The sequence below is a fragment of the Microbacterium sp. ARD31 genome, from assembly GCF_031844425.1.
This window is the reverse complement of the sequence record NZ_JAUZVE010000007.1, coordinates 188,221-214,991: the sequence shown is the minus strand read 5'-3', so window position 1 is coordinate 214,991 and position 26,771 is coordinate 188,221. Positions and strand designations below refer to the sequence as shown.

Sequence of the window (26,771 nt, the reverse complement as noted above, 5' to 3'; positions counted from 1 at the left end):
CGTCAGACCTCCTCGCGCGCCGCGGCCTCGAGGCCGTCGGTCCACGTGAGCCAGCCGCCGTCGAGGTTGCGGACATCGTGCCCCAGCTGCTGCAGCAGGCGGCTCGCGGTGTGCCCGCGCTGTCCGACCCTGCAGTGCACGATGAGGGGCGCGTCGGGCAGCTCCGAATGACGCTCGCGGATCTCGTCGAGCGGCAGGAGGACGGCGCCGGGGATCGCACCGGCCTCGTTCTCCTCAGCTGTGCGGACGTCGACCACGACGGCGCCGACCGCGCGGGCGGCATCCACTTCGTGCCACTGGATCGTGCGGTCGGCTCCCGTCGCGAGGTTCTCGGCGACGTACCCCGCCATGTTGATCGCGTCCTTCGCCGATCCGTACTGCGGTGCGTACGCGAGTTCGAGCTGGGACAGAGCGGATGCCGTGAGCCCGGCCGTCATGGCGACGGCGAGGACGTCGAGCCGCTTGTCGACGCCGGCTCCGCCGACGATCTGCGCCCCCAGGATCAGGTCGGTCTCGGGGTCGACGAGCAGCTTCATCGCCATCTGCTCGGCACCCGGGTAGTACGTCGCATGCGAGAAGGGGTGGGTGTGCACGACGCGGCGTGCCCGGCCCGCCGCGACGAGCCGGCGCTCGCTCCAGCCGACGAGCCCGACCGTGAGGCCGAGGATGCCGACGATCGTCGTCCCGAGCGCGGGGGTCGCGGGTGCGGTGGCGACGCCGGCGATGTCGTCGGCCGCGGCTCGGCCGTGCCGGTTGGCGAGGCCCGCCATGGTGACGAGGGTCGCGGCGCCGTCGAGGTGGTCGGTCTTCTCGACCGCATCGCCCACGGCCCACACGCCCGGGATGTTCGTGCGGTGCCGGTCGTCGACGGCGATGCCGCCGGTCGGGCCGAGTGCGATGCCCGCGGCCTCGGCGATCCGGACGTCGGGACGCACCCCGCGCGCGTCGACGACGAGATCGGCGGGCACGCGGCTGCCGTCGGACAGGACGACGGCGCCGGCCTCGAGGCGCTCGATGGTGGTCCGGGTGCGGACGTCCACTCCGGCGGTCGACAGCGCACGGTGGACAGGCGAGGCCATCTCGGGGTCGAGGGCGCTCAGCACCTGCGCCCCGCGCTGCACGAGGGTGACCTGCGCGCCGCGGTGCGCGAGGTTCTCGACGGCTTCCACGCCGATGAACCCGCCACCGGCCACGACCGTCCGCGGCGTCCGCAGCCCCGCGAGGACCTCGGTGATCGCATCGACGTCGTCGACGCTGCGCAGGGTCGCGACCGGAACGCCCTCGCCCGGGATGCCGCTGGTCGCCGCCGCTCCCATGGCGAGCACGAGGTCGTCGAACGGCTCGTCCCGTTCGGTGCCGGCATCGAGGTCGCGCACCGTGACGACCTTGGACGCGGCGTCGATCGCCGTCACCTCGTGCCGCACGTGCACGCGCAGCGCGAAGCGCGCGGCGAGCGATGCGGGGGTCTGCAGCAGCAACGACGACCGGTCGGCGATCACGCCGCCGATGTAATAAGGGAGTCCGCAGTTCGCGAAGGAGACGTGCGCGCCGCGCTCGAAGACGACGATATCCCGCTGTTCGTCGAGACGGCGCAGGCGGGTGGCCGCCGACATCCCTGCCGCGACACCTCCGATGATGATGGTCCGCATGTCCCGATGATACCCCGGGGGGTATCGCTGCGGTCGCCGGATGGGCAGACGCCGGGTGTACGCCCGGCAACGTTTGTGTCACCTTCGCACGTGGGGGGTGACTGCACAGGCTGCGAGGGCTAGGTTGGGGAACGACCGGCGGACGTGTCGCCGGCAACAATCAGTAAGGCAGTTCATGAGCGTCAGCGGTACCGTCAAGTGGTTCAACTCGGAGAAGGGCTTCGGGTTCATCGCTCCCGATGAAGGCGGCGCCGACGTCTTCGCCCACTACTCGGCCATCGAATCGTCGGGCTACCGCTCGCTGGAAGAGAACCAGCGAGTTGAGTTCGACATCGCACAGGGCCCCAAGGGTCTTCAGGCGGAGAACATCCGTCCCCTCTGAGGTTTCACACCTCTTCAGTGAGGAGCAGGCGGCGGAGTTCGACCATCGTGTCGACCGCCGCCTGCGCTCCTTCTGACTCGTGGGGCCAACTGAAGCCCCACCGCACGAAGATCACGGGCACGCCGTTCGCCGCGCCCCCGTCGATGTCGTGATGGCGGTCCCCGATGAGGATCGGTCGGCTCGTGTCGACCCCCATCGAGCGCAGCCGCCGCAGTGACTCCGCCACGATGTCCGCCTTCGAGGCGAGGGTCTTCTCGTCCGGGGTCGCGCCCGCCATCGCCTGCATGTGCTCGGCCAGACCGTAGTGCTCCATCAGCGCGACGACCTGGACCTCCGGCTTCGAGCTCGCCGTCGCCTGCGGGATGCCGGCGGCCGAGATGTCCGCGATGAGCTCCCCGACACCCGGGTAGAGCCGCGTGCGGGCCGTGTACCCGTCCTGCTTGCCGAGTGCGCGGTAGTAGGTGACCGCCTCGGACGCCTGCGCCGGGGTCATCCCCACGTTCTTCTGGAACGAGTCGTACATGGGCGGTCCGATCCAGTGGACCAGTTCCGCGCGCGTCGGGGCGGGGTACCCGAAGTGACTCAGGCAGCGGTCGAGCCGGCTGAGGATGCCGTCCGATGCATCGACGATGGTGCCGTCCACGTCCCAGAGGATGCAGGACCAGGGGGAGCGTGTCGTCATGACCCCAGCCTACGGGGCGGGTCGGAGCGTCCGACGTGGTCCGCGATCGGCCGGGAGCCGCGGAGGTGCCGAGTCGGACCCCGGGTCACCGACACGGCACCACCGCGGTGAGCGGCACGCGAGCCCGAATCCGCGTGCAGCGACGGCGCCCGGTGACGTGGTGATCTCGTTCTCCCCCCGGAGACGGACCGCCACCGGCGCACCTGCTCGCCGTCCACGGTACGAGCCGTCAGCCGCGGACGGGGCGTCGGAGCCCATTCCCGGACGATCCCGAACGGGCCCGCGGGTAGGCTCGTCGCCGTGCGTCTCGTCATCGCCCGCTGCTCCGTCGACTACACCGGTCGCCTCAACACCCACCTGCCGCCCGCCACCCGCCTCATCATGGTGAAGGCCGACGGCACGGTCGCGTTCCACCGCGACATCCAGCACCAACCGCTCAACTGGATGAGCCCGCCGTGCACGCTGACGGTCATCGAGCCCGGCGAGGACGACGTCGACGTCGTCGAGAAGTGGCGCGTGACGCACGCCAAGTCGGGCGATGAGCTGACCATCCGGATCTACGAGGTGCTGCACGACTCGTCGCACGAGCTCGGCACCGACCCGGGCCTCGTCAAGGACGGTGTCGAGGCCGATCTGCAGCGGCTGCTCGCGGAGCAGGTCGGCGTCATCGGCGACAACCTGACGCTCGTGCGCCGGGAGTTCCCCACCGCCATCGGACCGGTCGACCTGCTGCTGCGCAACCCCGAGGGCGGCACCGTGGCGGTGGAGGTCAAGCGGCGCGGCGACATCGACGGCGTCGAGCAGCTCACCCGTTACCTCGAACTGCTCGGGCGCGACCCGCACCTCGCGCCGGTCACCGGGGTCTTCGCCGCTCAGGAGATCAAGCCGCAGGCGAAGGTTCTGGCGGCGGACCGCGGCATCCGCTGCGTCACCCTCGACTACGACGAGATGAAGGGCATCGAGTCGGGAGCTCCGCGTCTGTTCTGACGCCCCTCAGTGGCTGGTGCCGCGGGTGCCCGGCAGGGGCTTGGCGGCGCCCGAGGCGAACCCCGACGCCGCGACCAGCGCGGCGATGATGAACAGCGTGTTGAGCAGGCCGATGTGCGTGCTGATGACACCCAGGATCGGCGGGCCGCACAGGAATGCGACGTAGCCGATGGTCGCGGCGGCGCTCACCCGCGCAGCCGCGTGCTCGGGGTCGTCCGCGGCGGCCGACATCCCGAGCGGGAAGCCGAGTGAGGCGCCTACGCCCCACAGCGCCGCGCCGACGAAGACGAGCGGCAGGTTCGGCGCCAGGATGAACAGCAGGATGCCGACCACGGCCGTGACCGCCAGCACCCGCAGCGTCGCGACGCGGCCGAAGCGGTCGACGAGCGGGCCGCCGAAGACCCGCACGACGGTCATCGCCACGGAGAAGACCGTGAGCGCCGCGGCGCCGAGCGCGACCCCGCCCTCGTGGTCCTCGCTCACGCCGAGGGCCATCCAGTCGTTCGCGCCGCCCTCGGCGAATGCCATACCGAGCATGACCACGCCCAGCACGTAGGTGCGCGGTTCGCGCCACGCCGACAGCGCGGCCGCCAGCCGCGAACGCCACCCGCTGGGTGCCGCGTCCGGGGCGCCGAAGTCGCGCTGCGGCACGTACGCGAAGGCGACGACCGCGAGGACGACGATCGCGACGGCGATCACGGCGGTGTGCGGGAAGACGCCGATGCGTGCACCGGCCACCAGCGCGCCGATGCCGGCGCCGATGACGGTGCCCAGGCTGAAGAAGGCGTGGAACAGCGGCAGGATCGTCTTGCCCACCTCGACCTCGATCGCCGCACCGTCGACGTTCATGAGCACGTCGAGCGCGCCGTTTCCGAACCCGAAGAGGGCGAGCCCGATGAGGACGAGCAGGAGCGAGGGCGCGACGTCGGTGCCGAGGCCGATGAGGAACAGCCCCACGGCAAGGACCAGCATGACCGTCAGCATCCCGCGACGCGTCCCCATGCGGGCGGCGATGACGGAGGACACCGACAGGCCGAGGATCGACGCGACGCCCATGCCGAGAAGGAGCAGGCCGATCGTCGAGTTCTCGATGCCGAGGGCGGCCTTGATCGAGGGCACCCGCGACGCCCACGTCGCGATGCTCAGACCGCTCGCGGTGAAGATCGCGAACACGGCGAGGCGCCAGGTCCACAGGCGGGAGGCGGTGAGCTGCAACGTCATGGCGTCACTCTAGCGGGATCTCCGAATCGATTCGAGAATCGGATCCGTGCGGCTACGATCGAAAGATGAGCAGCCGCCGAGCGACGATCTCCGACGTCGCGCGTGAAGCCGGGGTGTCGGCATCGACGGCATCCGTCGTCTTCAGCGGCAAGGTGTCCGTGTCGGACGCCACCCGCGCCAAAGTGCTGCAAGCGGCCGAGGCCCTCGGGTACACAGGCCCCGATCCGCGGGCCGCGTCCCTGCGCACCGGACGTGCCGGCGTCGTCGCCGTGCTCTTCCGCGAGCGCCTCGCGTCCGCGTTCCGCGACCCCGTCACCGCAGCGATGATGGACGGTCTCACCGATGCGCTCGCCCCCATCGGCGCCGGCGTCCTGCTCCTCCACGACGAGGGACCCGTTGAGTCGGCGCCCACGCTCACGACGGCGCCGGTCGACGCCGCGATCCTGCTCGGGTGCAACGAGATCCTGCAGTCCTCGGTCGACGTCCTCGGGCGCCGCGGCATCCCTGTCGTCGTCGTCGAGGGCGACGCCGGACCCGACGTGCCGCAGATCCTGCTCGACAATGTCGAAGCCCAGCGCACCGCCGCCGAGCACGTGCGCTCGCTCGGACACGAGCGGGTGGCCCTCGTCACGCTGACGAAGGATGCCACGCGCCCCCGCGGCTTCATCGACGACCCCAGCCGAATCGCCGTCGAGGTCACCCGCGACCGCCTGCGCGGCGCGCGGCAGGTCTACCCCGACGCGCCCGCCTACGCCGTCGGGGCGAGCTCGATCGACGAGGGACTCGCCGCCGGTCGCGTCCTGCTGCAGGGGGAGCGGCCCACGGCGATCATCGCGCAGAGCGACCTGCTCGCCGCCGGCGTCATCCGCGCAGCCGAGGAGGCAGGTTTGCGTGTCCCCGAGGACCTCAGCGTGACGGGTTTCGACGGCATCACGGTCGACGGGCTCGCGCCGTACGCCCTGACGACGCTCGTGCAGGACGCGATCGCGAAGGGGCGCGCCGCGGGCGAGGCCGTCGTCGCGATGCTCGAGGGGCGGGACCCGGCATCACTCACCCTCACCTGCACATTCCGACGCGGGAACACGACCGGTCCGGTACCCGCCTGACCTGGGAACCCGCCGGGCGCCGGCTGGTCGTCAGCCGGTAGACTGGAGTCCTCGACCCCCGCGAGTGCACAGAGGAGGCCAGGTTGCTGATCCTCCTCGCCGCGTTCGCGCTCGTGCCCATCCTCCTTCCGGCACTCGTCGCGCGCCTCGGGTCACGCACCTTCCTCGTCGCGGCCATCGTCCCGATCGCCGCCTTCGTGCACACGGCCTGGCAGAGCCCCGCCGTGCTCGCCGGGGATATCCCGTTCGAGACATACACCTGGATCCCGGATCTCGCGGTGCAGGTGTCGATGCGGATGGACGTCCTGTCGTGGGTGATGTCCCTCATCGTCAGCGGCGTCGGCGCGCTCGTGATGATCTACTGCCGCTGGTACTTCGCCGGCAAGACCGAGGGCCTCGCGACGTTCTCGGCGGTGCTGCTCGCCTTCGCCGGGGCGATGTACGGGCTCGTGCTGACCGACGACATCGTCGTGCTCATCATGCTCTGGGAGGTCACGAGCGTCCTCTCGTACCTGCTCATCGGCTTCTACCACCGGCGCGGCGCGAGCCGTCGTGCCGCGCTGCAGGCCCTCCTGGTGACGACCCTCGGCGGGCTCGTCATGCTCATCGGCGTCGTCATGCTCGTCGTCCTCTACGGCACGACGAGCATCGCGACGATGCTCGAGACCGGCCCGATCTTCGAGGGCGGCCAGGCCGTCGCCTTGGATGCCGCGATCGTGATGCTGCTCGTGGGTGCGCTCAGCAAGTCGGCCATCTTCCCGTTCCACTTCTGGCTGCCCGGCGCCATGGCCGCGCCGACCCCGGTGAGCGCCTACCTGCACGCCGCCGCCATGGTGAAGGCGGGCATCTACCTCATCGCCCGCTTCGCCCCGGCCTTCGCCGACACCGACCCCTGGCGTCCCATCGTCATCGGACTCGGTGTCTTCACGATGCTGCTCGGCGGCTTCCAGGCGCTACGGGAGTCCGACCTCAAGCGCATCCTCGCCTTCGGCACCGTCAGCCAGCTCGGCATGATGACCGTCGTCCTCGGGTACGGCGAACGCAACAGCGCACTCGCCGGTCTCGCCCTGCTCGTCGGGCACGCCCTCTTCAAGTCGGCGCTGTTCCTCGTCGTCGGCGTCATCGACCGCCAGCTCAGCACCCGTGACATCGCGGAGCTCTCGGGTGTCGGTCGGCAGGCGCCCACCCTCGCAACCTTCTCGATCATCGCGATCGCCTCGATGGCGGGGGTCGCCCCGACCGTCGGCTTCGTCGCGAAAGAGGCCGCGCTCACCTCGTTCCTCGAGGGCGGCACCGAGCCGGCGGCCCTCATCCCGCTCATCGGCATCCTCCTCGGTTCGGCTCTGACGGCGGCGTACGGCATCCGTTTCGTGTGGGGTGCGTTCTGGACGAAGAAGGATGCCGCCGGCGCCCCGCTCGAGCGCACCGAGTGGCCCGACCCGCCGATCGGCTTCCTCGTGGCCCCCGTCGTGCTGAGCGGTCTCACGATGGTCGCCGGCGTCGCGGCGCCGCTGGTCGACGCGGCGATCGCCGGGTACGCCGACGGCATCCCGCTCGAAGAGGGCGGCAAGGAGTCCCACCTCGCACTCTGGCACGGGTGGGAGCCGGCGCTGTTCCTGTCGCTCGGCTCGATCGCGCTCGGAGCGCTGCTGTTCTGGTTCACCCAGCGGCGCCCGCTGAAGGCGCGTGTCATGCCGTTCACGGCGAACGACGTCTACAACCTGTCCCTGCGCGGCATCGCCCGCATCTCGGTCTGGACCACCTCGCTCACCCAGCGCGGCTCGCTGCCGTTCTACGTGGGCACGATCTTCGTCGTGTTCGTCGCGGCGGAGGCCACGGCGCTGCTCGCCGGTACGGAATGGCGCATCGCGGTCGACGCGTGGCAGAGCCCGGCCCAGCTGCTGGCGGCACCGGTCATGATCCTCGCCGGTTTCGTCGCGATCCGCGCCCGTAAGCGCTACACCGGGGTCGTGCTCGTCTCGGTGACGGGGCTCGGCATGGTGCTGCTGTTCGCGACGAGCGGTGCCCCCGACCTCGCGCTCACGCAGATCCTGGTCGAGATCGTGACCCTCATCGCCTTCGCCCTGGTGCTGCGCCGCATCCCCGCCCGTCTCGGCGACCACAACGCCTCGGTGCTGCCGGTGGTCCGGGCCGTCATCGGCATCGGTGTCGGCGTCACGATGGCGGCGATCGCCCTCATCGCCACGGGGGCCCGCGTCGCCGACCCCGTCTCGGGTCCGTTCCCCGACCTGGCCTACGAGATCGGACAGGGCAAGAACGTGGTCAACGTCACCCTCGTCGACCTCCGCGGCTGGGACACGATGGGGGAGCTCTCGGTGCTCATCCTCGCCGCGACGGGTGTCGCCTCGCTCGTCTTCGTCACGAACCGCTCCGACAGCCGCGTCCTGCCGTCGATGCCGACCAGCACGGGTCGCAGCCGCCGTCCGCTCGTCGAGACGGCCGATGGCCCGCGCCCGCGCTCGACGGCGCCCGGCTCGACCCGGCAGGCCTGGCTCGTCGGCGGGCTGAAGGTCAAGCCCGAGAACCGATCGCTGCTGCTCGAGGTGATCGTCCGCATCCTCTTCCACTCGATCATCGTCGTGTCGGTCTACCTGCTCTTCGCCGGTCACAACCTGCCCGGCGGCGGCTTCGCGGGCGGCCTCGTCGCGGGCATGGCCCTCGTGATGCGCTACGTGGCGGGCGGACGCTGGGAGCTCGGTGCCGCCGCGCCCACCGATGCCGGTCGCCTGCTCGGCGCGGGCATGGTCCTCGCGCTCTCGTGCGCGATCGTGCCCCTGTTCTTCGGCGCCGCACCGCTGACCAGCACCTACTGGAAGGCCGAACTGCCGCTCCTCGGCGAGGTCGAGTTCGTGACCTCGACGATCTTCGACGTCGGCGTCTACCTCGTCGTCATCGGGCTCGTCCTCGACGTGCTGCGGTCGCTCGGCGCCGAGGTCGACCGGCAGACGCAGGCGCAGCGGGAGCGGGTGACCGCATGACCGTTTCGCTCGTCCTCGTCATCATCATGGGGGTGCTGTTCGCCGCCGGGGTGTACGCGATGCTCGAGCGCAGCCTCACGCGCGTCCTCATCGGCTTCCTGCTGCTCGGCAACGCCGCCAACCTCTTCCTGCTCGTCGTCATGGGCGTCCCGGGTGTCGCACCCTTCTACGGCAGCGCCGGCGAGGGGGAGTCCTTCAGCGACCCGCTGCCGCAGGCGCTCTCGTTGACCGCCATCGTCATCACGTTCGCGATCTCGTCCTTCCTGCTCGCCCTCATCTACCGCTCCTGGCAGCTCGGTCAGGCCGACACCGTCACCGACGACGAGGCCGACCGCGAGGTGCGCGAGCGCGGCGCCCGCGACGAGGAGACGATGGACGACGAGATCACGGACGAGGACGACGACGCCACGACCGACTTCATCGGGACGGAGACCTCGCCCATCGTGATCCTCCACGCGCAGGACATCGCCGAACTGCGCGACGACGCCCCGACGGACACCCCGGGAGGCCCGCGATGACCGCGCTCGTCCCGCTCCTGGTCACCCTGCCGCTGCTCGGCGCGGGGATCGCGCTGATTTTCGGCCGCCGCCGCCGCGTGCAGGTGGGCGTCTCGATCGTGACCCTCACGGTCGCCGCCGCCGTCGCGGCCGTGCTGCTGTACTACGTGGATGTGAGCGGGATGCCGCTGGCGGTGTCGGTCGGCGGATGGCCGATCCCGTTCGGCATCGTGCTGTACGTCGACCGCCTCGCGGCGCTGCTCGTGCTCGTCTCGAGCATCGTGCTGCTCGCGGTCCTGCTCTTCTCGGTCGGCCAGGGTGCGGCCGATGGCGACGAGGAGACCCCGGTCTCGATCTTCCACCCGTCGTACCTGATCCTCGCGGCGGGCATCTTCAACGCGTTCATCGCGGGCGACCTCTTCAACCTCTACGTCGGCTTCGAGATCCTGCTAGTCGCGTCGTACGTGCTCATCACGCTCGGGTCCACCGAGTCCCGCATCCGCACCGGCGCCGTCTACATCGTCGTGTCGCTCGTCTCGTCGATCCTCTTCCTCGCCGCGATCGCCGCCATCTACGGCGCGCTCGGCACCGTGAACATGGCCCAGCTGGCGGACCGGATGGGGGAGCTCCCCGACGAGGTGCAGCTCGTCCTTCACCTGATGCTGCTGCTCGCCTTCAGCATCAAGGCGGCGGTCTTCCCGCTGTCGTTCTGGTTGCCCGACTCGTACCCGACCGCGCCGGCGCCGGTCACGGCGGTGTTCGCGGGCCTGCTGACGAAGGTCGGCGTCTACGCGATGATCCGCACCGAGACGCAGATCTTCCGAGAGAACGACGTCAACCAGCTGCTGCTGATCGTGGCGCTCGCGACGATGGTGGTCGGCATCCTCGGCGCCGTCGCGCAGGCCGAGCTCAAACGCATCCTGTCGTTCACACTCGTCAGCCACATCGGTTACATGGTCTTCGGCCTTGCGATCGCGACACCGGAATCCCTCGGCGCCACGATCTACTACATGGTCCACCACATCGTCGTGCAGACCACCCTGTTCCTCGCGGTCGGGCTCGTGGAGCGCCGGGCGGGGTCCACGTCGATCCTCAAGGTGAAGGGGCTCATGAAGGCGGCGCCGGTGCTCGCCGTCCTCTACTTCATCCCCGCCATCAACCTCGGCGGTCTGCCGCCGTTCTCGGGCTTCATCGGCAAGTACGCGCTGTTCAACGCGGCCGCCGAGGTCGGCACGCCGATCATGTACGCCCTCATCGTCGCGGGGATCGTGACCTCGCTCCTGACGCTCCTGGCGCTGATGCGCGCGTGGAACCTCGCGTTCTGGCGCGAGGAGGAGGACCACACCGAAGAGTCCGGTGTCGTCGACCGCATCTCGTACCTGGGCGACGCCCCCGCCGCCGGTGTGCAGACCGAGCGCCGCGTCATCCCGCGCATCATGACCGCCTCTACGGCGGGCATGGTGGCCGTCACCGTGGCGCTGACCCTCTTCGCCGGGCCGCTCTACAACCTCTGCGCGAGCATCGGCGCGGCGCTTCCCTACCCCGTGAGCCTCACCCAGTTGCAGGACGAGGTGAACGATGGGAACTGACGTCAAGCGCAGCGCGCTGACCGGCATCTGGCGGCAGCTGCCGTTCTTCCTCTGGCTCATCGCACTCTGGATGCTGCTGTGGGGTCAGTTCACCGTACTCGCCCTCCTGACCGGGACCGTCGTCGCCGTGTTCGTGACGAGCGTCTTCCGTCTGCCTCCGGTCGAGCTCTCCGGACGCCTCAACCCGTGGTGGCTGCTCGTCTTCCTCGTGCAGTTCCTCGGCGCCGTCGTGAAGGGCTCGCTCGTCGTGGCGTGGCAGGTCGTCCGGCCCGGCCGGCAGCCCGGCGCCTCGGTCGTCGCGGTGCCGCTCGTGACCGACGACGACCTGATCATGGCGCACGTCGGGGTCACGGCATCCCTCATCCCCGGTTCGCTCGTCCTCGAGACCGACCGCGACCGCCGCATCCTCTACCTGCACGTCCTCGGCGCCGCGACGGATGCCGAGGTCGACGCGCAGCGGCGGATGGTGCAGCGCTGGGAGGCGCGGATCGTGCGGGCCGTCGGCTCGCCCGTCCAGCTCGAGGCGATCCGCGCGTCGGGCGCCGGCGGCGCCGAGATCCGCACCCGCGTGAAGGAGGAGCGCTCGTGACCACCGCCCTCATCGTCGTCATCTGCGCCGTCTTCGGTGTCGCCGCCCTGCTCACCGTCTGGCGGATCATCGTCGGGCCCTCGATCCTCGACCGCGCCGTCGCCTCCGACGTCCTGCTGACGCTCCTCATCTGCGCGCTCGGCGCCGAGATGGCGATCAACCACCACACGCGGACGCTTCCCGTGCTGCTGATCGTCGCGGCCGTCGGCGTGTTCGGGTCGGTCTCGATCGCGCGGTTCGTCGCCCGCCGGGACGGAGCCGAGCGATGACCGAGATCCTGCACGTCGTGTCGCTCGTCCTCATCCTCGCGGGGGCGCTCCTGTGCCTGACGGCCGCGATCGGACTGCTGCGCCTCCGCGACGTGCCGACCCGCCTGCACGCGGCGACCAAGCCGCAGGTGCTCGGGCTCCTGCTGATCGCCATCGCGGTGGGGATCGAGCTGCAGTCGTGGGCGGTCGTCGCCTTCCTCGTGCCCGTGCTCGTCATCCAGTTCGCGACGGCGCCGCTGTCGGCCCACATGGTCGGGCGCCAGGCGTACCGCAACGGCACCATCGACCGGCGGACCCTGCACGTCGACGAGCTCGCCGACGCTAAGGAGACCCCGCCCGGCGCGGGCGGCTGAGTCTCAGCCGATCAGGCTCGGCTGCAGGTCGCGCATCGTCCGCCGGAACGTCATGCGCGTGACCCCGGCGACGGCGAGCAGCAGGGCGCCGACGAGCCACGTCGCGAGCACCGCGGCATCCGCCCAGGCGCGGCCCGCGACACCGCCGTACATGACCTGCCGCATCGCGTCGACGACGTACCCCATCGGCAGCACGTGGTGCAGGGCCGCCAGCGGCGCCGGCAGCGTCTGCCACGGGAACGTGCCGCCGGCGGTCACGAGCTGCAGCACCATCAACACGAGGCCCAGGAACTGCCCGACCGACCCCAGCCACACGTTCAGCGCGAGGATGATGGCCGCGAAGGTGGCCGACGCGAGCAGCAGGATGCCGAGGGTCGGCAGCGGATGCGTGAACGAGAAGCCGAGCGCGATCGACAGCACGCCGAACAGCGTCACCATCTGCACCGCGCCGAGGGCGGCCGGCGTCAGCCAACCCGCGATCGCGACGCGGACGGGGGAGCGGAGTGCGGTCACCGCGCGACGGGACACGGGCTTCACGATGAGGAACAGCGCGTAGATGCCGATCCACCCGGCGAGGGCGGCGAAGAACGGGGCGAGTCCGGCGCCGTAGTTCTGCGCCTGGGTGAGCGAGTCCTCGGCGACACCCACCGGGTCGGCGAGGGTCGCCGCCTGCGCGGCGCGGGTCTCGGCGCTGTCGTCGGGCAGCTTTTCGGCGCCCGCCCGCAGGGCGTCGCGGAGCGTGCCCGCACCGTCCTCGAGCCGATGGATGCCGGTGGCCAGCGAGTGCGCGCCGGTGTCGAGTTCGTGGGCCCCGGCATCCGCCGTCGCGATGCCGTCGGCGAGGGTGTGCGCCCCCGTCGCCGCCGTCGCCGCCCCCTTCGCGAGCGTTGAGCTGCCGGCGGCCACCTGGGACGCGCCGTCGTCGAGCGCGTCGATCTGCGAGACGGCCTGCCGCACCCGGGTGTCGAGGTCGTCGACGCGGGTGCCGATGGGGTCGAGGACGTCCAGCACCTTCGCGATCTGCGCGTCGTCGAGTCCCTGGTCGGTCAGCGCGCTCGTGAGGTCGCTGCGGAGGGTGGGGACGGCGGAACTCACCCGGTCGGCGGCCGATCCGACGCGGTCGGCGACGCTGCGGAGTTTCGCGGTGCCGCCCGAGACCTGCGCGGCCCCGGAGGAGAGCGAGCGCAGGCCGTCGGCGAGCGTGTCGACACCCGACGCGAGTTTCGTCGCCCCGCCCTCGAGCTTCGTCGTGCCCGCGGCCAGGGTGCCCGCGCCGTCGGCGAGGGTGTCGGCACCGTCGCCGGCCGTCGTGAGGCCGTCGGTCAGGGTGCCGGCGCCGTCGGCGGCGTCGAGGAGCTTCACGCGCACGGTGTTCAGCGCGTCGAGCATCGTCAGGCCGGCTTCGCGGACGACCTTCTCGCTCACGGTGGTGCGGATGCGTTCGACCGCCTGCGTGCCGATCGTCGAGGCGAGGTAGTTGTTGGCGTCGTTCGTCGTCAGGTCGATCTCGGCCTGACGCGGGTCCGCCGACGAGATCGAGGCGACGGCTGCGGTGAAGTCGGCGGGCAGGGTCACGGCGAAGTCGAACGCGCCGTCATCGAGGCCGCGGCGGGCACCGGCGGCATCCACTTCGTGCCAGTCGAAGCTGCCGTCCTCGAGCAGCGAGTCCGCGACCTCGTCGCCGAGGTTTCGGGCGCTACCGTTGAGCGTCGCGCCCTCGTCGCTGACGACCAGCGCGACCGGCACCTGCGACAGGTTGCCGTACGGGTCCTGGTTCGCCCACAGGTACAGCCCGCCGTAGAGGACGGGCACGAGGATCAGGGCGATGAGGGCGATCACCCGCATGCGCGTGGAGGTGAGCCGCCGCAGCTCGGCGGCGAACAGGGCGGGGATCTTCACGGACGGATGCCTCCGGTCGAAGGGCGAGCGGTGACGGATGCCGGCCGGCGGCGCGCGCGGCGCAGCGCGGCGCCGGCGCGGATCCGCGGCCGACCGACGTGCGCGGGCGCCGCGGGCGCGCTCGGAGTGAGCGCGCTCGCCGCGGCCGTCCCGGCGATGACGAGCACGGCGAAGCCGCGGGCGGCGAACTCCTCGGCGATCCGCTGCCAGTGCACGGGATCGCCGCCGTGGCGGTCGGGCGAGACGAGGACGAGAGCCTCGATGCCGCGGCGGAGCGCCGCGAGTTCGAGCAGCATGCGGATGCGGTCGTCCGCCGGGACCTGGCCGAACGGTGTGCGGGCGAGGTCGCGCCAGCCGTGGTCGTCGAGCCAGTGCCGAGCCGACAGGGGATCGGCGCGACGCCCCGCGAACATGAGCTCCTCCTCGACGACACCGACGACGGCGACATCGGGGGCCGGGTCGTTGACCTCGGGGGCGTCGACGAGCGCGGCGACGCGGCGGAGCCGACGGGCGCCGCGGTGTCCGCCGAGGGTCACCGTGCCGGCATCCGGACGCATCCGTCCCGTCGCGATGAGACCGAGCACCGAGGGGCGCTGCTCCGTCTCGGCGGTGGCGAGGGTGACCCGTCCCGTCTCGAGGACGAGCGAGGTGGGGGGCAGGATGCCGCCGTCCTTGCCCTTCGCGACGGCGTCGAGGGCGATCCTCATGCGCGAGCCTCCGCGAGCACGGCGTCGGCCTCGCGCCACCCGAGCCCCGCAACACCGAGGATCGCGCGGACGGCCACACCGGCGGCATCCGGCCGATTCGAATCCAGCCGCGTGATGACGGTGCGTGCCGCCTCTTCGACGAGGCGCGCGACCGTCGTGACGTGCAGGTCGCCGCGGAGGGTGCCCTCGCAGCGGCCGCGGTCGACGATCTCGAGCACGCGGCGGCGGACCGGCGTGAGGATGGCGGCGGTCTCGCCGACGTGGGAGTCGTCGAGGGTGAGGGCGGCGGCGAACTGCACGTGCGCGGCGCCGTCCCAGAGGGCGAGGGCCAGCCGGGCGAGGGCGAGCGGCGCGGGGCCGTCGTCGTCGACCGTGTCGGCGATGGCGTTGAAGCGCTCGGCGCCGGCGTGGATCATCTCGCGGATGAGCGCGTCGCGATCGTCGAAGTGGCTGTAGAGGGCGCGGCGGCTGAGGCCCGCGGCACGCGCGATCGTGTCGACGGAGGCGTTCGGGTCGGCCGCCAGGGTCTGTGCCGCAGCCGTGAGCAGGCCGGCGCGGTTGGCGACGGCGTCACGGCGGATGCGGCGGGGAGTAGGGGAGTCGGTCACGGAGCCAGTGTAATTATCCTGCACACATGTGTGCAAGATAATTCAGCGAACCCACAGCGGCTCGCTCGTCAACTACTACCGGGACGTGGCTCGTCCGCCGCCCGGGCGAGACCCGTGCCCGGGTCGCGTACCGCGCGCCCCGCGGCTGAGGTTCAGTCGGCGCCGAAGTCGAACGAGGCGGACTCGCCGGCCTCGTCGAAGGCCTCGGCGAGACCCTCGCGCTGCTCATCGAAGGGCTGCGCGTGACCCGTGATCGCCGCCGCGCCGCCGCGCTCGAGGTCGCCCACGAGCTCGCCGGTCGCACCGCCGATGAGGCCGAGCGACACGAAGTGCTCGAGGCGGGCACGCGAGTCGGCGATGTCGAGGTTGCGCATCGTCAGCTGGCCGATGCGGTCGGTCGGGCCGAAGGCGGCGTCGCCGACGCGCTCCATCGAGAGCTTCTCGGGCGAGTACGACAGGTTGCGGCTCTCGGTGTTCAGGATCGTGTAGTCCTCGCCGCGGCGCAGACGCAGGGTGACCGTGCCGCTAATCGCGGACCCCACCCAGCGCTGGATCGACTCGCGCAGCATGAACGACTGCGGCTCGAGCCAGCGGCCCTCGTACATGAGCCGGCCGAGACGCCGGCCCTGCTCGTGGTACGTGGCGAGGGTGTCCTCGTTGAGGATGCCGTTGACCAGGCGCTCGTACGCGATGAACAGCAGCGCCATGCCCGGGGCCTCGTAGATGCCGCGGGACTTCGCCTCGATGATGCGGTTCTCGATCTGGTCGCTCATCCCGAGGCCGTGGCGCCCGCCGATCGCGTTCGCCTCCATGACCAGGGCCACGGCATCCGCGTACTCGACACCGTTGATCGCGACGGGGCGACCCGCCTCGAACGTGATCGACACGTCCTCGGTCGCGATCTCGACCTCGGGGTCCCAGAAGCGGACGCCCATGATCGGCTCGACGATCTCGAGCGACACGTCGAGGTGCTCGAGCGTCTTCGCCTCGTGGGTCGCGCCCCAGATGTTCGCGTCGGTGGAGTAGGCCTTCTCGACGGAGTCGCGGTAGGGGAAGCCGTGCGCGACGAGCCACTCGCTCATCTCGGTGCGGCCGCCGAGCTCGGTGACGAAGTCGGCATCCAGCCACGGCTTGTAGATGCGCAGGGCCGGATTCGCCAGCAATCCGTAGCGGTAGAACCGCTCGATGTCGTTGCCTTTGTAGGTGGAGCCGTCGCCCCAGATGTCGACGCCGTCCTCCTTCATGGCGCGGACGAGCATCGTGCCCGTCACGGCGCGGCCGATCGGCGTCGTGTTGAAGTAGGTGCGCCCGCCGGAGCGGATGTGGAACGCGCCGCACGAGAGGGCGACGAGGCCCTCTTCGACCATCATCGGCTTGCAGTCGATGAGGCGGGAACCCTCGGCGCCGTACTGGAGCGCGCGCCCGGGGATCGATGCGATGTCGTCCTCGTCGTACTGGCCGAGGTCGCCGGTGTAGGTGAACGGGACGGCGCCCTTGTCGCGCATCCAGGCGACCGCGACCGAGGTGTCGAGACCCCCCGAGAAGGCGATGCCGACGCGCTCGCCGACGGGCAGGGACTGGAGGACCTTCGACATGGCCTCCATCCTATCGAGCGGGCGGTCCGGCCCCCGGCGCGGTTACGCGCGGGCGGTTGCGGCGGAGATGCGGGGCGACACGCGGGGGAACGGATGCCGGGGGCCGGTGTGTCGGCGAGGATCTCCGCTCGGCGGGTCGGTGCGCCTTATGTGAATGCTCACATCGCACTGACTGTCGCCGCCGCTGACGACCGTGCGGCAGGACTTCCGTGCCCTCGGCGAGCTCATGATGTAGAAGGTCCTCCTCGCCGTGGAGGAGCCGGACGGACTCACCGAGGACACCCCGCTCCCGACCCACCTGATCGTGTGCGAGTCCTCGCGGCGCTGACGCAAGGGGGAGCGGTCCCCATGGCGCGGCGTGCCCCGCACCCGTTACGTTCTGTGGTCGGAGGTGGTCGCATGGGAATGATGCTCCCGAATGAACTCGTCTGGGTGCTCGAGAAGCTCGGCTTCGAGTGGCCCGACATCGACGAGGACGAGGTGTCCAAGGGTGCCCATCTGCTGCGCACCTTCGGCTACGATCTCGAGGGCGTCATCCAGTCCGTCGACAGCCGCATGAACGGCGACATCGCGGCGGCCATGAGGGGCCAGACCGGACCGTCCACACTGGCGGCGTGGACGGCCAACCGCTCGCAGAACCTGCAGAAGCTCATCGACCTGATGTCCCCGGCGGCGACGGCGATGGATGTGGGAGCGGGCGCGATCGTTGCGCTCAAGATCAAGGTGATCGCGGATGTCACGACGACACTGATGATGCTCATCCCGATGCTGACGAACCCGCTGACGGCGGCGGGTGCCGGCCCGATGCTCATCATCAAGAAGAAGCTTCTCAACGCCGCCGTCGACATCGCCGTCGAACAGCTCCTGAATCAGGTGGCGCCGACGCTCATCGAGCCGATGATGGAGCAGCTGCCCGCCGTCATCGACGCGATCCTGAACGCACCGCTCGTCGAGGGGCAGGTCGGCGACTCCGACGAGTTCTACACCGATCTGGCGGCGCTCGAAGAGGCGCGCAGCACGATGAAGCTCCAGGGGTCGGACGTGGAGACGCTCACCACCACGTTCTTCGCGGAGTTCTCCGCTCTCAACTTCGGAGGGGACTGACGTGTCCGGTATCAAGCCCGTCATTCGGGAGATGCGGGAGGCCGCGCTCCACGGCATCACGGACCTGCGGGGCCGCCTGCACATGCTGTTCCACAATCTCGACGACCACTTCGACGGCATCGTCCGTCGGGTGACGGGCGAGGATCACATCGACGTGAATGCTCCGGGAGGCTCGGACCGCCTCGTCCCGCGTCCCGAGACGCTCGGTCCGGACGGCAACATCGACTGGAGCCCGGCGCCGCACAACGGCTTCACGCTGGATGCCGACGGCAACCCGATCCGGTACGATCACGTCCCCGCCGCCGGTGATCGATTCGACCGCTACGGGCCGCCGGACGGCCGATTCGTGTCCCCGATCCCTGAGGACGGTCCGTTCTCGTACGAGAGTCGGTCCCTGCCGTACTACGAGAACCAGGCGGCGTATCACCAGTACGAATGGACGAGGTCGCCCGCCGACGTGCAGGCCGCGTACGACGATCTCAGCCCCGCCCGTCGCGAGATCGTGGATGAGGCCCTCAGCACCTACGGGATGACGTTGGACGACCTGAAGAAAGTCGCCCGTGGCGAAGCGGCGGCGATTCCGGAGTGGAACACGCCCGGCGGCGCGACGCAGGACCTGCTGCCGACGAGTGTCGACGTGTTCGGTACCCTGGGCATGATCCGGGAGGTCCACTGATGAGCGTCGAGGAACTGATGGAGATCGTCCGCGAGGAGTCCCTCGACGCGCCGGTGCTCTACGGCGTCGGCGACGTCCACATGAATGCCGTGCTGCTCACCCGCACCGACGGACAGTGGCAGGCGTGGGTGTCGGACGAGCGGGGCGGGGTCATGGGCCGTACGCTGCAGACCTTCGACACGGAATCCGCAGCGCTCGAGTACGTCCTCGTCAAGTTGCGCCAGGTGACACCCCTGCGGCGCAAGCTCGCGGCCTGGCGCAGCTGATCGGAGCGGCGCCCGACCGCCTCAGACGGTGAGGGCGGAACGCGCCCCGCGGGTGCGCAGGCGCCCGACGGCGACGACGATCGTGCCGACGACGACGAAGGTGACGGCGATCCCGGCGACGTACGCCCAGACACCGCCCCACCCGGCGACCCCGTTCGGGTTCAGGAACGGGTACGGGTACCAGAACGCGACGCCGCGCACCGGGTCGGTCACGAACGGTCCGCGGATCAGGGTGTAGACGATCCAGAGGATCGGGACGGCGAGGATGACGAGGACCGACCGCCGCCGCAAAGCGCGCTGGGTGGGCGCGACGAGCAGGTCGATCACGAGGAACAGCGGCGCGACGACGTGGAGGATCTCGTTGGCCCAGGCGACGTGGTCGTCGGCCGTGGGCAACCCACGCAGCAGCAGGTTGTAGACCACGCCGGTGATCGTGAGGTAGGTCGTGGCTGCGGCCAGGGCGACGGCGATCCCCCGGGGTTCGCGGTCTTCGTGCGGCGGTCGCATGAAGAACCAGATGACCGCCGCCAGCAGGGCGATGGCCCCGACGAGGTTCGACAGGACCGTGAAGAAGCTGAAGAAGTTCGCGATCGTGGTCGTCACGTCGCGGTCGTTTGCGATCGCCAAGCGGACCGTGGTGACGAACTGCCCGACGACGGCGGTCATGAGGACCGCGGCGGCGAGCAGCCTGACGACCGACCACACCGTCGGCCACGTTCGGGTACGCATGACCGAACCCTAGCGCGCGGCCCGGCGGTGCGGACCGCGCGCAACGGGAGAGATCAGCCCTTGACGACGGGGACGACGAGGCCGCCCCAGGTCTCGTTCTCGAAGTCCGCGGTCTCCTGCGAGGTCAGCAGCTCGTAGAGCTTCTGCACGCGGGCGTCGTCCTTCAGTTCGGGGCGCGTCGCGAGGACGTTGTAGTACGGGCTGTCCTCGCCCTCGAGCAGGATCGCCTTGTCGCTCGTGAGGCCGGCGGGCAGGGCGAACGAGATGGTGACGAAGGCGGCATCCACATCGGGCAGCGCCTGCGGCAGCGTCGCGTTCTCGATCTCGCGGAACTCGAAGTCCTTGGGGTTGGCGGTGACACCGCTCAGGTCGACGACGTCGTCGGTGACCTCGATGAGGCCCTCGGATGCCAGCAGCTTGAGCGCCCGTCCCTCGTTGGTCGGGTCGTTGGGGATCGCGATGCTCGCGCCGTCGGCGAGGTCGTCGAGGCTCGACACCTTGTCGGAGTAGAACGCTGCGCTCGGCAGGTATGCCTCGCCGAGGCTGACCAGTTCGCCGCCGGCCTGCTCGTTGAAGGTCTCGAGGAAGGTCGCGTTCTGGAACAGGTTCGCGTCGATCGACCCGTCGGCCAGCGCGGTGTTGGGCGTGTTGTAGTCGGTGAAGGGCACGAACTCGATGGTGAGTCCCGCCTCCTTCGCACTCGTCTCGGCGATGTGGTTGAGGATGTCGCCGGCCGGCGTCTGCAGCGCGCCGACCTTGAGCGTGCCGAGGCCGTCGCCGTCGCCCTCACCACCGGCGGAGGGCGTCGAGGCGCAGCCGCTGAGCAGGAGCGCGGTGGCGGCGGCGGTGGCCAGGAGGGCGGAACGGAGGGTGCGGGACATCGTGATGCCTTTCGTCGGTGGTGCGGGGGACCGGCGTCGGGACGGCCGGAGGAGGGAGGGGCGGATTAGACGGTGGATGCCGCGGCGACTCGCGCGCTGCGGCGGGTGCTGCGTCGGCCGAGGCGCCGGGCGCCCCAGGCGGCGAGGCTCTGCAGCACCATGACGATCGCGAAGATGATGACGATGACCGCGACGATGTGGATCCAGCTGTACTGCTGATAGCCGTAGCGGATCGCGACGTCGCCGAGTCCGCCGCCGGCGACCGTGCCGACCATCGCCGAAAAGTTGATGATCGAGGTGACCGTGGTCGACAGGCCGAGGAGTGCGGCGGGGGCGGCCTCGGGCAGCAGCACCTTGGTCACCAGCTGCCACCGGCTCGCGCCCAGGGACGAGGCGACCTCGAGCAGACCGGGATCGACCTCCTTGACCGCGATCTCGACCATGCGGGCGAAGAACGGGATCGCGACGGCCGACAGCGGGACGATGGCCGCGGTCGATCCGATGAAGGTGCCCACGAGGGCGCGCGTGACGGGGATGAGGGCGACCATCAGGATGATGAACGGCACCGACCGGCCGAAGTTGACGATGAAGTCGAGCGCCCGGTTGATGGCGACACCCGCGGCGCGCGACCCGAACGGACGCTCGAGGAACCGGCCGGCCTCGGTGCCGACGAGCACGACGCCGAGCGGCAGCCCGATGACGATCGTGACGAGCAGGGCCACGCCGACCATGTAGAGCGTCTCGCCGGTGGCCTTCAGCAGGACGTCGATCAGCTGCTGGTTCATGCGGCCACCCCCTGGAGGACCTCGATGAGCAGGCCCTGCGCGCGGAGGTCCGCGATGACGGCCGCGGCGACGTGGCCGGGCACCTCGAGGCGGGTGCGGCCGGCCTGGGTTCCGGCGATGCGCTCGACGACGGCGCCGAGGATCGATACGTCGGCGTCGTGGTCGCGTGCGAGCCGTGCGATGACGGGCCGGTCGGCGGTGCCGCCCGCGAAGGTGATGTCGATGACGGTCGCGTCGGCGGGTACGCCGTCGGGCACAGGGCCGAGCGGGAACAGCTGCGAGGTGAGGCGGGAGCCGGGCGTGCGGATGACGTCGACGAGGCGCCCCTGCTCGACGACGCGCCCCTGCTCGAGGAGGGCGGCCGAGTGGCAGGTGGACTTCACGACGTCCATCTCGTGCGTGATGAGGAGGACCGTGAGTCCGAGCTCCTCGTTGATGCGGCGGTACAGCTCGAGGATCGAGTCCGTCGTCTCGGGGTCGAGGGCGCTGGTCGCCTCGTCCGAGAGCAGCACGCTCGGCCGCGAGGCGAGGGCGCGGGCGATGCCGACGCGCTGCTGCTGACCGCCCGACAGCTCGTGGATCGACGCGTCGCCGCGGTAGCCGAGGCCGACGAGGTCGAGCATCTCCTGCGCGCGGTCGCGACGGGCGGCGCGGGAGCCGCCGTCGAGCTCGAGGGCGAGCTCGACGTTGCCGCGCACGGTGCGGCTGCTGAGCAGGTTGAACCGCTGGAAGACCATGCCGATCCGGCGGCGGGCCGCACGCAGCTCCGTCTCGCCCAGTGCCGTGAGCTCGACGTCGTCCACGGTCACGGTGCCGTGGTCGGGCCGTTCGAGGAGGTTGACGATGCGGGCGAGGGTGCTCTTGCCGGCGCCGCTCTGACCGACGATGCCGAACACCTCGCCGGTGGGGATGGTCAGCGAGACGTCATCTACGGCGGGGACACCGCCGTAGTGCTTCGAGACCCGATCGAGCGCGATCAACGGCCGTCCTCTCGGATGGTGGGGGTGGGGGAACGATGGCGCGGTTTCCGCGCGCAGTCCCCTCGATGCAACCCAACCCGTGCCGACGACGACAAATCGTGTGACGTCGCGTTGCGGGGCGGATGCCGCGGTTCGGGCCGCGGACCCGGCCCGATAGGATGGGGTGTAACCGTCCGATAACGGGGGAGAGCCCATGCCAGGCATCGTGATCGTCGGCGTTCAATGGGGAGACGAGGGCAAGGGCAAAGCCACCGACCTCCTGGGTGAGCGCACCGACTGGGTCGTCAAGTTCAACGGCGGCAACAACGCCGGCCACACCGTGGTGATCGGCGACGAGAAGTACGCCCTGCACCTGCTGCCCAGCGGCATCCTGTCGCCGGGCGTCAACGCCGTCATCGGCAACGGTGTCGTCATCGACCTCGAGGTGCTCTTCGCCGAGCTCGGCGCCCTGCAGGCCCGCGGCGTCGACGTCTCGCGGCTGAAGGTGAGCGCCAACGCGCACATCATCACGCAGTACCACCGCACGCTCGACAAGGTCACCGAGCGCTTCCTCGGCAAGCGCATGATCGGCACGACCGGTCGCGGCATCGGCCCCACCTACGCCGACAAGATCAACCGCACCGGCATCCGGGTGCAGGACCTGTTCGACGAGAACATCCTGCGCCAGAAGGTCGAGGGCGCCCTCGACCAGAAGAACCACCTGCTGGTGAAGGTCTTCAACCGCCGCGCCATCACCGTCGACGAGGTCGTCGACGACCTGCTCTCGTACGCCGAGCGCCTGCGGCCCATGGTGTGCGACACCGGTCTGCTGCTGAGCGACGCGCTCGATGCCGGCGACGTCGTCGTCTTCGAGGGCGGCCAGGCGACGATGCTCGACATCGACCACGGCACGTATCCGTTCGTCACGTCGTCCTCCGCGACGGCGGGCGGCGCATCGACCGGATCGGGCGTCGGGCCGAACCGCCTCGACCGCATCGTCGGCATCGTGAAGGCGTACACGACGCGTGTCGGCTCGGGTCCGTTCCCGACCGAGCTGTTCGACGAGGACGGCGACTTCCTGCGCTCCCGCGGGTTCGAGTTCGGCACGACGACCGGCCGGCCCCGCCGCGTCGGCTGGTACGACGCCCCGATCACGCGCTACGCGACGCGGATCAACGGCATCACCGACCTCGTGCTCACCAAGCTCGACATCCTCACGGGCCTGAAGGAGATCCCCGTCTGCGTCGCCTACGACGTCGACGGACAGCGTTTCGACGAGGTGCCGGTCAACCAGACCGACTTCCACCACGCGACGCCGATCCTCGAGAACTTCCCCGGCTGGAGCGAGGACATCTCGACCGCCCGCACCTTCGAGGACCTGCCGCAGACCGCGCAGGACTACGTGCTCGCCCTCGAGAAGATGAGCGGCACGCGCATCTCGGTCATCGGCGTCGGGCCCGCGCGCGACGCGGTCATCGTGCGCCACGACCTGCTCGACTGACCCGTGCGGTTCCTGCTCGGCGGGTACTCCGCCGACATGGGCGGGTCGGCGACGGGCATCGGACTGCTGGATGCCGGGAGCGCCGCATCGCCGTTGGCGAGCGGGCCCCTCGGCTTCGGCGGCGACGTCGTCGCGGCCGAGTCGCCATCGTGGATCGCGCGGCACCCGTCCCTCGACGTCGTCTACGCGACGCTCGAGGGCCGCGGCACCGTTCGCGCCTACCGTCAGACGGGGGAGCGCACGTTCGCTCCGCTCGGACCCGAGGTGGCCGTGGGCGAGAGCCCCTGCCACGTGCTCGCGCTCGAGGACGCGCTGATCGTCTCCTGCTACGGCGACGGTGCGGTGGTGCGCGTCGCGCTCGCTCCCGACGGGCGGCCCGGGTCCGCCCGCGCGTGGACGGCCGCCGCCGAGGGCGGACCGGCATCCGATCTCACCGCGGCGGCCCGCGCGCTGCGTGCCGCCGCCGGCGCGGAGTACGCCCACCTCATCCCGCACACCGACGACGAGACGGATGCGGCCAGACCCGCGCCGGGCCGGCCGTCGCACGCGCACCAGGCGGCCGCGCTGCCCGGCGGAGTGATCGCGACGACGGACCTCGGCCTCGATCTCGTGCGCTTCTGGCGCGGCGGCCGCGAGGTGCAGCGCCTCGCCCTGCCGACCGGCACCGGCCCGCGCCACCTGCGGGCGCACCCGAGCAGCCACGTGTACGTCGTGACGGAGTACTCGGGCGAGGTGTTCGCGCTCGCGGCGGATGCCGCCGGCGAATGGCGCCTGGTGGGCGGGGCGCAGCTCGGCGCGTTCCCGGGCGACAGGGGCGCGGAGCTCGCGATGTCCGCCGACGGTGTCTTCCTCTACGCGGGGCTGCGCGGCAGCGACACGATCGCGACCGTCAAGGTGCGCGGCGGCGGCGAGGCCCTGCAGCCGATCGCGCTCGCCGAGGCGGGCACGGTCTGGCCGCGTCACCACGTGGTCGCGCGCGACACGCTGCTCGTCGCGGGTGAGCGGGCCGACGAGGTCGTCTCGCTCGCGATCGAGGATCGCACGGGGGTCCCCGGCCGCGTCCGGCACCGGACAATAGCACCGTCGCCGACGGCGCTCCTAGCCATCTCGTCCTGACTCCCGTGCCCGGTAACGTGTCGGGGCGGAGGGGAACATGAGCGCGGGCGGGCAGACGGGCGCGAGCCGGACGGCGATCGCGCGGCTGGGCGGTTTCACCGCTTTCGTCTGGATCGCGGGCCTGGTCGTGGCGGGCATCGTCGCCCTCGTCTACGCGGACGAGGGCGGCTTCGACGTGGGTGCGGTCGGTGTCGACGAGGACTACGCGAGCGAGCCGTGGACGAGCCCGGACCCGATCGTCGCGGACGACCGCGGCGGCGGGGTGTACGAGGGTTCCGACGGTGCGGTCATCCGTCTCAGCGGTCTCGACGTCGACGCTCCCGTCGTCCTGACGCCCCAGGACTCGACCTACCTCGGCGGTGTGCGGGTCACAGGCCCCGGCGGCCGGATCGTGACCGAGGGTGAGTACGGCGAGCCGCCGCGATTCTCCTCCCTCGCCGACGGCCGCGTCGTCGTGCTCGTCGAGCAGCCCGACGTCGAGCTGTGGGTCGACGGGTTCAGCGACGAGGCGTGGCGCGCGCGGGTGACCACGGGCGGGCTCGGGTGGACGAACGACGTCGCTTCCGGGTTCGAGTCGGCCGTCTTCACCCACGCCGGCGAGGCGTCGACCGCCCGGCTGAGCGCGCGCGGCGAGGGGAGCATCGCGATCCAGATCGTGACGCCCCACGGCAGTGAGAGGACGTTCGACGGCGAGGCGCCCCTCGACCAGTCGATCGCGTGGCCCGACGCGCCGCTCGTCGTCTTCTCGGTCGAATCCTGGGACGACGTGGGCTGGAAGCTCGAGTTCCCGCCGACACCGACACCGACACCGACGCTGTCACCGTCACCGTCACCCGGGGCGACGCCGTGAGTACCGCGGATGCCCGGATCCGGCGCTTCTCGACCATCACCTGGCTGGCCGGGTCGGCCGTCGCGGTCGTGCTCGCCTTCATCCTCGTGCCCTTCGTCGGGGTCAATCCGCGGACGGGGGACCTCGTCCTCACCGACCCGAACCGCTACGAGTACGAACCGTGGGACGACCCCGACGCGCAGGAGGCGCGGCTCGAGGGCGACGAGCTGAGCGGCACGGCCGCGAGCGGCTTCGTCGAGCTGCCGCCGGGCGACGACGTCTGGGTCGTGGGCCCGCTCACGAGCGGCACGGACGACTACCTGAACGTCTACCAGCAGGTCGACGCCACCGTGGGTCTCGACGACGAACGCCCCGACTACATCGGGCTGGTGAGCGAGAGCCGGAAGATCGCCGTCGTGTCGGCCGCGACCGGCGGCCGGCTCTGGTTCGCGCCGCGCCTCACGGACTGGACCGCGAGCGTGAGTCGAGAGACGCCGACACCCATCGAGGGCGGGTCCGCGACGGGCGACGGTCCGGCGTTGCTGTCGTACGACGGCGACGCGCTGAGTGCCCGCTTCGCCTTCGAGGGGGACGGCTTCTTCACCGTGGACGCCGCCTTCCCGGGCGAGGTCATCGACCTCGTGAAGGGCGTCGACGACGTCGACACCCGCGCATCCTGGCCCGCGCAGGGGCGCGTGATCCTGCGGGTCGACACCGACGAGGGCGCCGGGCGATGGACGATCACGCTGGACGAACCGGCATCCGACACACCATGACCACCGAACGAAAGGGA

General features: G+C 70.8%; 27 protein-coding genes. 16 read left to right on the top strand and 11 right to left on the bottom strand.

What is annotated here, in order from left to right; genetic code table 11:
- Positions 1 to 2: 2 nt before the first annotated feature.
- On the bottom strand, positions 3 to 1,649 hold the full coding sequence (locus Q9S36_RS19895; protein ID WP_311286626.1) for an FAD-dependent oxidoreductase: 1,647 nt from the start codon (positions 1,647 to 1,649) through the stop codon (positions 3 to 5).
- A gap of 175 nt (positions 1,650 to 1,824) precedes the next feature.
- Between Q9S36_RS19895 and Q9S36_RS19890 the strand changes: the two genes are divergently transcribed.
- Positions 1,825 to 2,031: a cold-shock protein gene (locus tag Q9S36_RS19890; RefSeq protein ID WP_064002832.1), complete on the top strand. Its 207-nt coding sequence runs from the start codon at positions 1,825 to 1,827 to the stop codon at positions 2,029 to 2,031.
- A 4-nt stretch (positions 2,032 to 2,035) separates the two neighbouring features.
- Here the strand turns inward: Q9S36_RS19890 and Q9S36_RS19885 are convergent, their stop codons facing one another.
- Complete coding sequence (locus tag Q9S36_RS19885) at positions 2,036 to 2,713, bottom strand: HAD hydrolase-like protein (RefSeq protein WP_064002833.1); 678 nt, start codon at positions 2,711 to 2,713, stop codon at positions 2,036 to 2,038.
- Positions 2,714 to 3,013: 300 nt separating this feature from the next.
- Here Q9S36_RS19885 and nucS point away from each other — a divergent pair, with 300 nt between their 5' ends.
- Positions 3,014 to 3,700 (top strand): endonuclease NucS, encoded by a 687-nt coding sequence (gene nucS, locus Q9S36_RS19880; protein WP_311286625.1) that lies wholly within the window; start codon positions 3,014 to 3,016, stop codon positions 3,698 to 3,700.
- A gap of 6 nt (positions 3,701 to 3,706) precedes the next feature.
- On the opposite strand, the gene Q9S36_RS19875 is transcribed toward nucS, so the two are convergent.
- Entirely contained in the window at positions 3,707 to 4,921 is a 1,215-nt protein-coding gene (locus Q9S36_RS19875; protein ID WP_253035708.1) for an MFS transporter, read from the bottom strand.
- A gap of 65 nt (positions 4,922 to 4,986) precedes the next feature.
- Between Q9S36_RS19875 and Q9S36_RS19870 the strand changes: the two genes are divergently transcribed.
- From Q9S36_RS19870 to mnhG, 7 genes are all read left to right on the top strand, one after another.
- On the top strand, positions 4,987 to 6,027 hold the full coding sequence (locus Q9S36_RS19870; RefSeq protein WP_253035707.1) for a LacI family DNA-binding transcriptional regulator: 1,041 nt from the start codon (positions 4,987 to 4,989) through the stop codon (positions 6,025 to 6,027).
- An 83-nt stretch (positions 6,028 to 6,110) separates the two neighbouring features.
- A complete protein-coding gene (locus Q9S36_RS19865) occupies positions 6,111 to 9,026 on the top strand; it encodes a Na+/H+ antiporter subunit A (protein ID WP_311286623.1) in 2,916 nt (971 codons plus the stop codon).
- Positions 9,023 to 9,544 (top strand): Na(+)/H(+) antiporter subunit C, encoded by a 522-nt coding sequence (locus tag Q9S36_RS19860; protein WP_311286622.1) that lies wholly within the window; start codon positions 9,023 to 9,025, stop codon positions 9,542 to 9,544. The genes Q9S36_RS19865 and Q9S36_RS19860 overlap by 4 nt, the downstream gene beginning before the upstream one ends.
- Positions 9,541 to 11,112: a Na+/H+ antiporter subunit D gene (locus Q9S36_RS19855; protein WP_311286621.1), complete on the top strand. Its 1,572-nt coding sequence runs from the start codon at positions 9,541 to 9,543 to the stop codon at positions 11,110 to 11,112. The genes Q9S36_RS19860 and Q9S36_RS19855 overlap by 4 nt, the downstream gene beginning before the upstream one ends.
- The gene (locus tag Q9S36_RS19850; protein ID WP_311286620.1) at positions 11,102 to 11,701 is read left to right on the top strand and encodes a Na+/H+ antiporter subunit E; all 600 of its coding nucleotides are present in this window, start codon (positions 11,102 to 11,104) and stop codon (positions 11,699 to 11,701) included. The genes Q9S36_RS19855 and Q9S36_RS19850 overlap by 11 nt, the downstream gene beginning before the upstream one ends.
- Positions 11,698 to 11,970 (top strand): monovalent cation/H+ antiporter complex subunit F, encoded by a 273-nt coding sequence (locus Q9S36_RS19845; RefSeq protein ID WP_217528955.1) that lies wholly within the window; start codon positions 11,698 to 11,700, stop codon positions 11,968 to 11,970. The genes Q9S36_RS19850 and Q9S36_RS19845 overlap by 4 nt, the downstream gene beginning before the upstream one ends.
- Positions 11,967 to 12,323, top strand: a complete 357-nt coding sequence (gene mnhG / locus Q9S36_RS19840) for a monovalent cation/H(+) antiporter subunit G (RefSeq protein WP_217528957.1) — start codon at positions 11,967 to 11,969, stop codon at positions 12,321 to 12,323. Before Q9S36_RS19845 ends, mnhG begins: the two co-directional genes overlap by 4 nt.
- A gap of 3 nt (positions 12,324 to 12,326) precedes the next feature.
- Here the strand turns inward: mnhG and Q9S36_RS19835 are convergent, their stop codons facing one another.
- From Q9S36_RS19835 to argG, 4 genes are all read right to left on the bottom strand, one after another.
- Positions 12,327 to 14,222 (bottom strand): YhgE/Pip domain-containing protein, encoded by a 1,896-nt coding sequence (locus Q9S36_RS19835; protein ID WP_311286618.1) that lies wholly within the window; start codon positions 14,220 to 14,222, stop codon positions 12,327 to 12,329.
- Entirely contained in the window at positions 14,219 to 14,929 is a 711-nt protein-coding gene (locus Q9S36_RS19830; RefSeq protein ID WP_311286617.1) for a hypothetical protein, read from the bottom strand. The genes Q9S36_RS19835 and Q9S36_RS19830 overlap by 4 nt, the downstream gene beginning before the upstream one ends.
- Entirely contained in the window at positions 14,926 to 15,537 is a 612-nt protein-coding gene (locus tag Q9S36_RS19825) for a helix-turn-helix domain-containing protein (RefSeq protein ID WP_311286616.1), read from the bottom strand. Before Q9S36_RS19825 ends, Q9S36_RS19830 begins: the two co-directional genes overlap by 4 nt.
- 152 nt (positions 15,538 to 15,689) lie before the next feature.
- Entirely contained in the window at positions 15,690 to 17,132 is a 1,443-nt protein-coding gene (argG, locus tag Q9S36_RS19820) for an argininosuccinate synthase (protein ID WP_217528967.1), read from the bottom strand.
- A gap of 399 nt (positions 17,133 to 17,531) precedes the next feature.
- Here argG and Q9S36_RS19815 point away from each other — a divergent pair, with 399 nt between their 5' ends.
- The 3 genes from Q9S36_RS19815 to Q9S36_RS19805 are packed head-to-tail and all read left to right on the top strand — an operon-like array spanning position 17,532 to position 19,178.
- The gene (locus Q9S36_RS19815; RefSeq protein WP_311286615.1) at positions 17,532 to 18,236 is read left to right on the top strand and encodes a hypothetical protein; all 705 of its coding nucleotides are present in this window, start codon (positions 17,532 to 17,534) and stop codon (positions 18,234 to 18,236) included.
- Position 18,237: 1 nt separating this feature from the next.
- Positions 18,238 to 18,912 carry a glycohydrolase toxin TNT-related protein gene (locus Q9S36_RS19810; RefSeq protein ID WP_311286614.1) on the top strand — a complete coding sequence of 225 codons (675 nt, stop codon included), beginning with the start codon at positions 18,238 to 18,240 and terminating at the stop codon, positions 18,910 to 18,912.
- Positions 18,912 to 19,178 carry a hypothetical protein gene (locus Q9S36_RS19805; protein ID WP_311286613.1) on the top strand — a complete coding sequence of 89 codons (267 nt, stop codon included), beginning with the start codon at positions 18,912 to 18,914 and terminating at the stop codon, positions 19,176 to 19,178. The genes Q9S36_RS19810 and Q9S36_RS19805 overlap by 1 nt, the downstream gene beginning before the upstream one ends.
- A 21-nt stretch (positions 19,179 to 19,199) precedes the next feature.
- Here the strand turns inward: Q9S36_RS19805 and Q9S36_RS19800 are convergent, their stop codons facing one another.
- The 4 genes from Q9S36_RS19800 to Q9S36_RS19785 form a co-directional block, all read right to left on the bottom strand.
- Positions 19,200 to 19,907, bottom strand: a complete 708-nt coding sequence (locus Q9S36_RS19800; RefSeq protein WP_311286612.1) for a Pr6Pr family membrane protein — start codon at positions 19,905 to 19,907, stop codon at positions 19,200 to 19,202.
- 53 nt (positions 19,908 to 19,960) lie between these two features.
- On the bottom strand, positions 19,961 to 20,788 hold the full coding sequence (locus Q9S36_RS19795) for a MetQ/NlpA family ABC transporter substrate-binding protein (RefSeq protein ID WP_217528982.1): 828 nt from the start codon (positions 20,786 to 20,788) through the stop codon (positions 19,961 to 19,963).
- Between the two features lie 65 nt (positions 20,789 to 20,853).
- Positions 20,854 to 21,573 carry a methionine ABC transporter permease gene (locus Q9S36_RS19790; RefSeq protein WP_311286611.1) on the bottom strand — a complete coding sequence of 240 codons (720 nt, stop codon included), beginning with the start codon at positions 21,571 to 21,573 and terminating at the stop codon, positions 20,854 to 20,856.
- Positions 21,570 to 22,553 carry an ATP-binding cassette domain-containing protein gene (locus Q9S36_RS19785; protein WP_311286610.1) on the bottom strand — a complete coding sequence of 328 codons (984 nt, stop codon included), beginning with the start codon at positions 22,551 to 22,553 and terminating at the stop codon, positions 21,570 to 21,572. Before Q9S36_RS19785 ends, Q9S36_RS19790 begins: the two co-directional genes overlap by 4 nt.
- Before the next feature lie 193 nt (positions 22,554 to 22,746).
- On the opposite strand from Q9S36_RS19785, the gene Q9S36_RS19780 reads away from it, so the two are divergent.
- Genes Q9S36_RS19780 through Q9S36_RS19765 form a run of 4 tightly spaced genes read left to right on the top strand, consistent with a single transcriptional unit; the run spans position 22,747 to position 26,754 of the window.
- On the top strand, positions 22,747 to 24,033 hold the full coding sequence (locus Q9S36_RS19780; RefSeq protein ID WP_253035092.1) for an adenylosuccinate synthase: 1,287 nt from the start codon (positions 22,747 to 22,749) through the stop codon (positions 24,031 to 24,033).
- 3 nt (positions 24,034 to 24,036) lie between these two features.
- The gene (locus tag Q9S36_RS19775) at positions 24,037 to 25,149 is read left to right on the top strand and encodes a beta-propeller fold lactonase family protein (protein ID WP_311286609.1); all 1,113 of its coding nucleotides are present in this window, start codon (positions 24,037 to 24,039) and stop codon (positions 25,147 to 25,149) included.
- Positions 25,150 to 25,186: 37 nt separating this feature from the next.
- Positions 25,187 to 25,999: a hypothetical protein gene (locus Q9S36_RS19770; protein ID WP_311286608.1), complete on the top strand. Its 813-nt coding sequence runs from the start codon at positions 25,187 to 25,189 to the stop codon at positions 25,997 to 25,999.
- Entirely contained in the window at positions 25,996 to 26,754 is a 759-nt protein-coding gene (locus Q9S36_RS19765) for a hypothetical protein (protein ID WP_311286607.1), read from the top strand. Before Q9S36_RS19770 ends, Q9S36_RS19765 begins: the two co-directional genes overlap by 4 nt.
- Positions 26,755 to 26,771: the final 17 nt, after the last annotated feature.